The sequence below is a fragment of the Candidatus Cloacimonadota bacterium genome (assembly GCA_012522635.1).
Classification (GTDB): domain Bacteria; phylum Cloacimonadota; class Cloacimonadia; order Cloacimonadales; family Cloacimonadaceae; genus Syntrophosphaera.
This window is the reverse complement of the sequence record JAAYKA010000124.1, coordinates 1-9667: the sequence shown is the minus strand read 5'-3', so window position 1 is coordinate 9667 and position 9667 is coordinate 1. Positions and strand designations below refer to the sequence as shown.

General features: G+C 49.5%; 8 protein-coding genes. All 8 read right to left on the bottom strand.

The features are described from left to right. Positions 1-214: 214 nt before the first annotated feature. Entirely contained in the window at positions 215-790 is a 576-nt protein-coding gene (gene nadD / locus GX135_06400) for a nicotinate (nicotinamide) nucleotide adenylyltransferase (GenBank protein NLN85717.1), read from the bottom strand. Further along, positions 787-1506: an outer membrane protein assembly factor BamD gene (bamD, locus tag GX135_06395; protein ID NLN85716.1), complete on the bottom strand. Its 720-nt coding sequence runs from the start codon at positions 1504-1506 to the stop codon at positions 787-789. The genes nadD and bamD overlap by 4 nt, the downstream gene beginning before the upstream one ends. 10 nt (positions 1507-1516) lie before the next feature. After that, on the bottom strand, positions 1517-2071 hold the full coding sequence (locus tag GX135_06390) for a hypothetical protein (GenBank protein NLN85715.1): 555 nt from the start codon (positions 2069-2071) through the stop codon (positions 1517-1519). A 7-nt stretch (positions 2072-2078) separates the two neighbouring features. Next, on the bottom strand, positions 2079-3440 hold the full coding sequence (locus GX135_06385; GenBank protein NLN85714.1) for a tetratricopeptide repeat protein: 1362 nt from the start codon (positions 3438-3440) through the stop codon (positions 2079-2081). Positions 3441-3466: 26 nt separating this feature from the next. Next, positions 3467-4885: an aminopeptidase gene (locus GX135_06380; GenBank protein NLN85713.1), complete on the bottom strand. Its 1419-nt coding sequence runs from the start codon at positions 4883-4885 to the stop codon at positions 3467-3469. Positions 4886-4908: 23 nt separating this feature from the next. Continuing rightward, a complete protein-coding gene (locus tag GX135_06375; protein ID NLN85712.1) occupies positions 4909-5388 on the bottom strand; it encodes a transcription elongation factor GreA in 480 nt (159 codons plus the stop codon). Beyond that, positions 5389-6198: a hypothetical protein gene (locus tag GX135_06370; protein ID NLN85711.1), complete on the bottom strand. Its 810-nt coding sequence runs from the start codon at positions 6196-6198 to the stop codon at positions 5389-5391. Positions 6199-6293: 95 nt separating this feature from the next. Beyond that, complete coding sequence (locus GX135_06365) at positions 6294-9506, bottom strand: DEAD/DEAH box helicase (GenBank protein ID NLN85710.1); 3213 nt, start codon at positions 9504-9506, stop codon at positions 6294-6296. Positions 9507-9667: the final 161 nt, after the last annotated feature.

Below are 9667 nucleotides of genomic sequence, written 5' to 3'. Positions count from 1 at the left end.
TCCTGAGCTCTGCGTTCCGGGAAAAGTCGATCAGGAATGGCGCCAAATCAGCGTGGGGAAAATACACTTCAACCCCAAATATCCATCCCAACAAATGCAAATCGAACTGAAACCCTATTTCTCAGATAGTCAAAACATCTAAATATCATAAACGCCAATCCCTTCTAATGGCAAAACGCGGGTGATCCCCGCGTTTTTTTGTGGGAATTTTCCTCTACAGTTTTAGGAGCGGACGATAAAACTCAACAACGCTTTTTTCGATGGCAGTGGGCACCAAACCACGTATGGAGCCGCCTTCCCGGATTATTTGTCTTATCTGGGTGGAGGAAATATCGCTGGGAACGGTTTTGAGGGTTTTGCGGCGTATCTTTTTTAAAACCTTGGGATTGGCTGGATGCCCAGGACGAGGAATGATGAGAAAGCGCACGTTGTTTTTCAGCCAGTTAAAATCATGCCAGCGATGCAGTTCTGCCAAATTATCCGAGCCAATCACCCATAAAAAAGAGCGGTCGGGATGTTTCTGCTGCAAACCGCGGATAAGGTCTGCCGTGTAACCGCTGCCTTCGGCGTCGTCGTCCCAAACTTCCATGCCCGGTTCCAACACTTTGGCAATCAATTCACGACGGCGGCTGTAATCCAGTAACACCTTGTCACGTTTGAAGTTATGGGTGGCATTGGGTAAGAATACAACCGTGTCGGCAGCCTTGAGGCGCAGAATTTCGCGCGCGGTGTGAAGATGCCCGTTATGGATTGGGTCGAAACTGCCTCCGAGCAAGGCATGGCGAATCATTTGAAATATTTGCTTAGTTTTTTGCTTTCCTTGGAACCGGGATACTTTTCGGAGAGCTTGTCAAATTGCTCTCTGGCTTCATCCATAAGCTTTTGTTTTCTCAGCAGTTTGGCAGAATAATACAGGGATTCACGATCCAGCCGGTCGGTGTTTCCCAAGTCTGTAACCTCTTTGAAAAACATGAGCGCCGAGCTGTAATCTTTCATCTTGTAATAGGTATAACCCGTCAAAAACCTCTTTTCAATCAGCTTATACTGAGCTTTTTTTATGTAGCCCAGCGCATCGTCAAAGCGTTCACTGTTGGGATATTTATCCAAAAAACGGCGGAAAGCGTCGATGGCCTGCAAGGTTTCGGTCTGGTCGTATTGAGGACTTTTGGATTCCTCATAAAGACATACCGCATAGCGAAATACGGCTGTGCTCACTTCTGGATGGGTGGGAAAGGATTCCGTGAATTCCTGATAGCTGAGGCGGGCTTCGGGAAACTTGTTTATCTTAAAATAGCTATCCGCCTGGCGCATCAGAGCTCGCGCTGAGGACGCAGATTGGCGCTCGAAATATACGTCTCCGTAAAGCTCCGCAGCCCGTGCATATTTTCCCCGGGCATAGAGTTCATCGGCTTTGGCCAGTTTTTCCTCGGTGCTGAGGACAACGCTGGTGCGCGCGCAGGCACCCAAGATCAGGATTGCCATTATTATTAGCAGATATTTTTTCATGAAGTTTTCCTTATTCAATAGTCCAGAGCAGATAAATCAGCGTTGCCAGAGCGGTGCTGGCCAGAATGGGCTCGAACCACTTCAGGTTTGAGAGGACAAGCCCGTTGTTTTTGGCGTTTTTCTCGGTGAAACTGAGTTCATCGATGCTGAGCAACTTGTTGTCCGGCAAGCTGATTTGCTTTACCAGAAAGCTGTACAAGGGCACACGTTCGCTGCGGTAGGAAAGGAAGCTTTTATGCTCCACAGTGGTGGCGCCCAGTTCCAGCTCCACCTGCACCAAATTCACATTTTGCAACAGGTATGCCGCGGGGATTTCCAGGTTTTCCAACAAGGCGATATGGCTCATTTCCCGCAGGTCAGCTCCCTTGGAAAGCAACATTCCACGAATCAAAAAATCCAGCCGGGGAGTGAGGTCCCCGGCTTGAATATCTAAAATTAGCGGATGGGAAACGTCGATTAATTCAACGATTCTCTCGCTGATAATCTCTGGTTCCGCGCTGCTGAATGGCTCCGCGGCAAGAGGGAGGCAAAAAAGCGCCAGCAACAAGAGCAAAGTTTTACGCATCAGCGTGTTAAATCTTTTTTAGGTACTTATCCACCGTTTTCATGTTGGGATAATCTGGATAGTAGTTTTTGATGAGCATCAGGGCGGAATAGCTGGCATCGTAATCCTGCATTTGATAGTGGGTTATGCCAATTTTAAGCTGGGCGTCCCAAGCCTTGGGATGGTCGGCATAGGAATACACAACATCCTGGAACTGGCGCAAGGCCTTGGGATAATTCCCTGCCGCGTAATAGTTTTCACCCATCCAGTAGATGGCGTTTGGACAGAGGTAGCTATCTGGATATTCTTCCAAAAACTCTTCAAAATAGACGATGGAACTTTCGTAGTTGTGTCTATTATATTCTCCCAAGGCAACCTTGTAATGTTTGGTCATGGCTTCCAGGCGCCGTTTTTCAGCGGCAGCACGTTCTTTGGCAATCACATCCTTCAGATCGGTGGCAAGCTCGGTGAGATCTCTGTTCACGGTATAAACACGGTCGCTGATTTCATCAATATCCATGCGCATATCTTCTTTAGAATCACGAAGTTCGCTAACTTCCTGTCCCAAAACCATGCGCAAGGATGAAATTTCATCACTGGATTCATCCAATTGCCCGCGGATGCGCGAGATTTCTTCATAAATCTCCTGTTTTTCCTGTTCGGAGCTTTTCGCGCTTTTGTCCACGCTTGCAAATTGATCCATCATCAGGTCATGCAACTCTTCGAATTCTTCGATGACAGATTCATTGAAATCCTCTTGGTCTAGCAAAATCTTGTCCAGATTCGCCAAAACCGCGTCTTGTTCTTCCAGATAATTGACAATTGTTTCCACCTCGAAGGTCAGTTCATCCAAAGTCTGGGCCAACTGGGCACTTTCCTCTGCCAAGAGCGCAATCTCTTCCTTGGTGGCAAAATCGCCTTGCGACTGTTTCAGTTGTTTCAGATAATCCGAATACGCATCGAAAGTGTCATAGGTATCCAAGCTAAGCTCCGCGACCGTTTCCTCCAGCCTGGTGTTTGCGGCAATGGCCTCATCGAGCTGGCGGTTCAGCGATGCCACCTGGGTTTGCAAGACTGAGATGGAAGTGTCGGAAGCGCTCATTTCCTGCTGAAGATCGATGATCGCAACGGCGCTGCTGATAATCTCATCCTGCATGGGGTCCAACACCAGCAGTTGTTCATTGACGTCGCCCATGCCAATAATCAATTGATCGATCTTTTCCTTGTTTTGGATGATGTCTTTGCGCGCCATTTCCAGGTTCGCGTCCTGTTCGTTTTGCCTTGCCTCCATCATCTGGACCCTGGCCTGTTGTGCCTTGTAGGTCTTGCTGCTGACGCAAGCCGAGAGCACCAGCATAATAGCCAGCGTTACCAAAATCATTTTCCTCATGGGATCCTCCTTACAAATGATAATGTTTATTTTGACTTCAAAAAAGCTTTGTATGCAGCGTAGGTGGAATAGAGATCGGCTTTGCTGGACATTTCATACAGCGAGTGCATGCCCATGAGGCCGGTTCCACAATCAATCACTTCGGCGCCCAAATTTGCCAAAATGTAAGCGATGGTGCCGCCGCCACCTTCATCCACTTTGCCAAGTTCGCCCATCTGCCAAAAAACCTTGGCTTCATCCAAAATGCGGATGACCTGGGCGGTGAATTCGGCGTCCGCGTCGTTTGTGCCAGACTTGCCACCGCTGCCGGTAAATTTGGAAATCCCAACACCGTGGCTGAACAGCACAGCGTTCTGGCGTTCGTGAACACCCGGATAGTTTGGATCCACAGCGGCTGTCACGTCTGCGGAAAAGATGCGGGAATTCATGAAGGTGCGTCGCAGGTTGGCACTGCCGCCGTCTTCGCCGTTGTGGCTGAGCAGGCTGGCGATGAAATCCTGGATGAAAACGGAATGCGCGCCGGTGCTGCCCTGGCTGCCAACTTCTTCCTTATCAGAAAAATAAACCACCATGGTGCGCTCCAGCTTGTCATCCAAATTATCCAGCAGAGCTTTGAAACCGGTGTAGGCGCAGATGCGGTCGTCCTGACCATAACCCACCACCATCGAGGAATCCAAACCCGCGTCGCGAGCCGGGTAGGCAGGCACAAGCTGCAATTCTGCGGAAATGAAATCCTTTTCCGTGATGCCATATTTTTTGTGGAGCAGTTCCAACGCGTAAGCTTTGATGGCGTCCTTTTCCTCATTATTGGGTTCCTGCATTCCGCTGAAAACCAGATTCATGCGAGAAGCGTCTATGGCGTCCCCGAGATTTTTGGTATATTGTTCTTTTCGAGCCAGGTGGGGCAGCAAATCCGGAATGACAAAAACAGGGTCTTCAGGGTCTTCGCCCAGATTCAGATTGATGAGCGAACCATCAGCCTTCACAAAAACACCGTGCAAGGCGAGGGGCGTGGAAACCCACTGATATTTTTTGATGCCACCATAATAATGGGTGCGCATGCAGGCCATGTCGCTGTTTTTATCTTCATAGAGCGGGTTTTGTTTCAAATCCACCCTGGGAGTATCAATATGTGCAGCAACCATGTTCACGCCTTCGCTGACCGGCTTTGAGCCGATTACAGCCATGGCCATGGTCTTTCCGCGGAAAATGCTATAGACCTTTTTTCCGCCTTTGCTTTTTCCCAGAAGCTGAAATTTGTTTGCCTTCAGCAGGGCTTCTGTCCAAACAACGGTCTCGCGTTCGGTTTTACATTCGTTCAAAAAATCCTTGTAAGGGCCCGCGAAAGCATGAGCTTTTTTAATCTCAGCCGGGCTGGCTTCCTTCCAAAAATTCTTGCGCTCATAGCTTAGAGCTGTCTTCTTGGCATTCTTCTTTTCTTTCATTTATTTCTCCGTTTTATATGACTTTAAGATATCTTCAGGATTTGAAGTTCCCGATTTCCGATGGGAGCACGCACGAGGGCAACTTCCTCAGCCTGGCAGCCCAAAAGAGCTTTTCCGATGGGCGAAAGAACCGAAACCGGTTGAATCTCCTGATGGTTAAAATAGTTAAGTTCATCCACGCCCACCACTTGAAAAACAATTTCCTCACCGCTGTGAAGATCGCGGGTGTGGCAAACGCTGCCGAAGCGCACCTTATCCTTTGGGATGGCAGTGGGATCAATCACCTTGAGCCTGGCAGCGCGACGACGCAGATGGTCGATTTCACCATCAATCTGGCGCTGTCTTTCACGCGCCGCCTTGTATTCAGCGTTTTCACTGAGATCCCCAAATTCGCGCGCGATGGCGACAGCTTCGATCACTTCGGGGCGTTCGTTCATCAATTCCTGTATGCGGCGCTGGATGGCGTCCATCCCCGCCGGTGTGATTAAAATGCTTAGGTCCATTTATTTAGGCTTCTTTTTTTGTAGTATTCTTTGCGCTGCCAGGGCGGCTTTTTTCAGCCTGGCATTGCCGCTTTTTGTCCAGGGTTCAACCGCTTCCTCAATCTGGGGATGATAGTCCAAAATCGACGCGCAGAGGATTTCTGCGCTTTGAGGGTCACGGGTTTGACCATGCTGTTGCCAAAGCTCCAAATACAGCTCCGGATCCATCTTGTGCACGGCTTTCAACAGAACAATGTGGTCGGCGGCCTGCTCTTCCAAGGGCTGAAGCCATTGGTTCACAAAATGCTGCAGAACATCCTGCCGCAGCTCGGGTTCTCGCCTCATCAGCTTCACCAAAAGGTTCACAGCCTGTTTGCGGATTATTTCCTTGGGGGACGCGACCCATTCGTAGGCATAATGCAGATATTTTTCCGGTTGTTTGCGCAAACGCGGCAGCATCACTTTGTCCAAAAGCGTGTTCAATTGCGATTCCGCGGCACTGTTCACGGCTTTTTCCACCAGGGGCATATAAAGCTCCGGCTTTTTGGGTAAAAGCTTTGCCATGATGGCGATGAAGGCAGTCTGCCCCGCCTCGCCCTTTTTTTCCCAAAGATATTTATAGAAGGGCAGATATTTATCATGCTTTTTGCCTAATTTCTGCACAATGGTTTGGGCAACATGGTTCACCACAGCCGGAGGGATTTGTCCATCGACCCTTTCGGGGTAGGCAATGAAGATAATCTCAAAGTCAAAGTCGTTGTTTGGCAGCTTCTTATCCAGATATTCGGCTGTATCCTTTTTCAGCCTCTCCTTCCAGTCAATGGTAAGCATCTTGTCTCCTTTTCGTGGCTTTTCTCTCAAAATACCAAAGGTGACCAAGGCTAAAAAATGTCAAGGGAAAATGTGCGCCTGCCCCAAAAAATGTCTCAATAGCTGAAAAGAGAATTTATTTCATCCCTGCTCAGTGAAGCCAATACCGTCTGGGATTGGGATACCACCTCATCGAAAAGCTGGAGTTTGTGCTGTTGGAGATTCATGATTTTTTCCTCAACGCTGCCCTTGGTGATGAGCCTAAACACCTGCACCTTACGGGTTTGACCGATGCGGTGAGCGCGGTCGATGGCTTGGTTTTCCACCATCGGATTCCACCAGGGGTCATACAAAATAACCGTATCCGCTGAGGTCAGATTTATGCCCATGCCACCGGTTTTCAGACTGATGAGAAAGAGTTTGAGTTCCGGGTCGTTTTCAAAGCGCTGGATTTCCTCCATGCGGTTTTTGGTGCGTCCATCCATGTAGGCATAGCGCAAACCCTGGTCGTCAAAGACTCTGCGCATGATTTTGAGCATTTGCACAAACTGGGAAAAAACCAGAATTTTGTGGTTGCTTGCCAAGGCGTCCGTCACCAGTTCCACAAGCTGTTCCAGCTTTGCCGAGGCTTCCAAATCGGGCAGAATGTCCGGATTCGCCAAATGCGGATGGTTGCAAATCTGGCGCAGCTTCATCAATGCCGCCAGAATGTGCACATAGTTCAGATTCGCGCTTTCGGGGGCGTTGAGCAGCTTTTTTTGCACCATATCAATAATCTGCAAATACAGCTTTTCCTGCACCGGATGCATTTTGCACCAGGAAACCTGTTCCTGTTTATCCGGCAGTTCCAACAGCACTTCCTTTTTGGCACGACGCAGCAGGAATGGCGCCACCGCGCGCTTCAGCTTCGCCGCTCCGGAATCCGGCTCTTCCAAAAAGTCGGTTTTAAAGCGTTTCAAGGTGCCCAAATATCCCGGCATCAGAAAATCGTAGATTGACCACAGCTCCGTGAGATTATTTTCCACGGGTGTGCCCGTGAGCGCCAGCCTGTGGCGTGAAGGCAATTTTTTGATGGCGTAAGTTCTTTTGGCGCTTACGTTTTTGATGTTCTGCGCCTCATCCAGAATCACCCATTCAAAATCTTTTTCCCTCAGTTCCGCGATATCGTTCAAAACCACGGTGTAGGATATAATGAAGAGCCGCACATTCGGATTTTGCAGTTGTTCCAAACGCTCCGGTTTGCTGCCTTCAACAATCTGGTAGGAAATGTTCGCATGGAATTTATCAATTTCCGCCGCCCAGTTATAGAGCAAAGTTTTGGGGCAAACCACCAGATTTTGGCTATCCTCAGGCGTGGCTTGGATAACCGCCAGCGCCTGAATCGTTTTACCAAGCCCCATCTCATCTGCCAAAACCCCGCCCAACCCATAATGTTGCAGCATTTTGATCCAGCTGATGCCGGATTTTTGATAGCCGCGCAAAACGGTTTGCAGATAGGCTGGCAGTGGCTCGGGGTTCTGAAGTTGCCCATTCACAAGGTCCCGCGAAAGCCCGTTTAGAAATTCATCGCCCAGCATGCGAAAAGCCGGATTTTCCATCATGTAGCGCTGATAGTAGGGCAAATTCACCAGTCTGGCGCCATAAACCCCATCCGCGCGTTTTTCGCTGCGTTCCAAGAGGCGTTCCGCTTCCCGGAAAACATCTGGATTGGAGATAAATAGAATGCGCCCATCCTCGGTGTGCAGGAATTCTTCCTCAGAGCGGAAAAAGCGTCGCAGCTCTTCGTGGCTGAAGCTCAAATCCCGATAGCGGTAGGAAAGCTCATATTCAAACCAATCTATCTCTTCCCCGCGCCGGGCTTGTATTTCCACCTGCAGAGCGGCTTTTTGCACAAATTCGCCGCGCAGTTCAGCATCTATTTCCACATCGATATTATCAGATTCCAGCTCGAAAAGCACCTTGCGCAGCCGCGCCAGCTCTTTTTCGCCGCTCACCACCAATTGGGAATGGCGCTCAAAGCGGCTGGGATCAACACCGGGAAGCCTTTCCTGCAAATCCCGCAGTTCCTGAAACAGCTCCGGAGGCAGATAAAACCACGCGTTTCCGCTCTCGTCACCGTGCTGATAATCGCTGCGCACCAGCGGGGCGTTAAAGCTGATTACGGAAAGCGGAATCTCCATAAACTCTTCTTCCTCCATAAGTTGCAGAGCCGGAAAGCAAAGCCGTCCCTCCAATGCGATGTCCTCACCCAGTTTGTCCACTTTCAGGCGGATGCGTGGCTCTTCGGAAACGATTTGCGGCAATTGGATGGCAGGGTCAAAATCCAGATATATCTCCTGCTTGCGCAGTTCTTTATGAACCACCACGCGCCAATAGATTAAATCCTTTTCTCCCAAAATCAGGTCCAGCTCAAAGAGGCTTTTCAGCGCCGAATTCCCCAGCGGCAGAAACACCGGCCTGGCTTCATTACGGAAAAAAAGCCAGGTGGGAAAACCGGGATAAACCGCGGAAAGTTCATCCAAAATCACCGGAACCGCACGATAGTTTTTCTTTCCGGCAGGCTCCACGCGCAGGCTCAGCGGATATGGCTGGGAATTGAAAAGCAGCGCCTCACCCGTTTCCCGAATCCGCAGCCTGGCATCCAAATCCTGCATCAAACCCAGCGCGGGAGCGATGTCTTCCTTGTAGAGCGACCAAAATTTTGCCCTGCTGCCATACGCCGCTTTGCGCGCGTTAAGATATTTGAAAAAAGCAAGTTCCGCGTCCGAAAATACCTCCAGTTGCAAGTGGTATTCCCCCATCTGATCCCGCGTTATCCCATCCGGTTTTTGTCCGGCTTCGATCTGCAAAAGCAGCGGAATATCCAATTCTCCATAGCTGCCGTGATAGAACCGAACCTTGTCGGATTCCGGGCTATAGAGCCTCTCGACCTCGATCACAGCGGCGTCACGCACAGCCCGCCAATATTCACCACCCCGCAAAATATCGCCATCACAGGTTTCCACCGCGGGTTGATCGAAAATATCCGTCTTCAAAAAGTGGTAGGCATAGCGCAGGATGGAAAGATAGTGCCTACAGCTTTCCTCGTCCCGGCATTCATGACAATGATGGCTCACAACCTCTTGTTTTTGTGGATCATAAACGATATCCACCTGCGGGGGAAACCAATCCCGGCGCCGCGGAACCGCCACAAAATGAAGGTTGTAAAAACCCTTTTCATCGATGGATTTCCAAAAACGCAAATCACCCCGTTCCAGGGCAATCACGGCATGGTTGAAATACCAGGAAGCCGATTTCTCATGGTAATCCTTGCTAAAAAGACGGGCCATCATTCCTCTTTTGCTGTTTTTCTTTTCCAGCGGACGTGGCAGCACAATCTTGTCAACTAATTTTAGCGCTTTTTTTACTTTTTAATCAAAAAACTTGCAGAAACAGATGAAAAGCTCTGGATTCCATCGCTTCGCCATTGGCTAACACAGCGCCACAGGGC